Below are 1,366 nucleotides of genomic sequence, written 5' to 3'. Positions count from 1 at the left end.
ACCCGAAAAAACAGTAGGAGGAAAAGGTAAAATTGTAAATAAATGTATATAAGAGGGCGAGGTGACTGATAAATAGGAGGAGATTATCGTGAAAAAGATATTGCTTTTTTGCCTGACTTTCTCTTTGGTATTTAGTATCTTCGGTGAAGCAGCGAGCGCAGCACCTAAACAAAAGTCACAGCAAGATATTACTGACATTAGAAATTACGTTGAAAAAACAGTTCCTTTGTTGAAATCTAGCCTAGAAAATCTACCCAAAAACTCTTCTTTGGAAAAAATCGAAAAAGTAATTTCGAATCACTACAAAAACAATCCAGCACCTAAAGCATTTAGCAATCCAGACATATCGCTTTATGATGTTTTCCCAGAAATGAAATCAGAACTAGAAAAATTCAACGGTAAAGCTTTCAATATGAACAGCTTTATGGCTGAACAAGAAAAAAGCAAATCCTATGGGGATGTGCTTACTTTTGAAACACAAAACAGTACGGTTAAGGTTTATCTAGGTGATCTGGGGGATATCCAGAACTTGAGCAAAAAACTTTAACTGACTCTCCAGACTCTGATGCAAGCGTCCAAGGCACTACAAAAACCGAAAGGACCACTGGTATTGCTTATGGACTTGGTGGACCGAAGCTCTTCACACTTTGGGCCGAAGGAAGATTTAAATATGACGGCAAAAAAGTTTGGGCTACTTATAAAGATGGCGACTATCAGCGCCACCCGATGGGGACAGCTTTGGCAATCTCTCCTAGGGTATTAGGACAAGACCGGGACGCCAGCCATGGAGGATATGCCTATAGAGAGGTTTATTCACGTATATATGTTGAATCCATTGTAGGTTTTAAATGGGCCGGCATCGTTTTAAACTCAGCTCTTGTTGAGGCGTTTATAGGGTCTACTGCAAAAGGAAGTGTTTACGGAGGCGTGAAGAAAGTGTAAAGGTAATAACCTCGCCCGAAAAGCCCGTCTCATAAGGCGGGCTTTAAATAATCCATAATTTCTTTTCTTTATCCCAAGAAAGAGCACCTTTACGAATTAAGCTTTTTGTAGTCTCACGTATTTCCTGTTCACTTTATCCGGTCTTTCTTTTTAATTCTGGCAAAGTCGGGTTCTTTCCATATAAACGCATGTTAACGATATGATCCGATATAACTTACGTTCAAAATCATTCATGTTACAAGCCTACTTAATAATTTTTCTCAATAATTTGTTAGTAGCTTTACCAGCAGCACGGCGAGCAATTCTTTTCCCGAGCGTTCCTTTTATTGCGGCTTGCACATTACCCAAGATGCGTGCTAAAGTATATAAAAATCCGCGGCTTTGTAAAAACTCAAAATGGTTACTCCCTTATCAAGTTCATACA

General features: G+C 39.1%; 2 protein-coding genes and 1 pseudogene. 2 read left to right on the top strand and 1 reads right to left on the bottom strand.

The annotated features are described in order from the left end of the window. Window positions 1-88 precede the first annotated feature (88 nt). Both RAC86_RS38705 and RAC86_RS38700 read left to right on the top strand, forming a co-directional pair. Window positions 89-547 carry a hypothetical protein gene (locus RAC86_RS38705; RefSeq protein ID WP_377886956.1) on the top strand — a complete coding sequence of 153 codons (459 nt, stop codon included), beginning with the start codon at window positions 89-91 and terminating at the stop codon, window positions 545-547. 191 nt (window positions 548-738) lie between these two features. After that, on the top strand, window positions 739-942 hold the full coding sequence (locus RAC86_RS38700) for a hypothetical protein (RefSeq protein ID WP_377886955.1): 204 nt from the start codon (window positions 739-741) through the stop codon (window positions 940-942). A 43-nt stretch (window positions 943-985) separates the two neighbouring features. On the opposite strand, the pseudogene RAC86_RS38695 reads toward RAC86_RS38700, so the two are convergent. Next, window positions 986-1,176: pseudogene (locus tag RAC86_RS38695) on the bottom strand (hypothetical protein). Window positions 1,177-1,366 lie beyond the last annotated feature (190 nt).

The sequence above is a fragment of the Bacillus sp. LR_5 genome, from assembly GCF_042709275.1.
The sequence above is the reverse complement of the archived record's forward strand: the minus strand, read 5'-3'. Positions and strand labels throughout refer to the sequence as shown.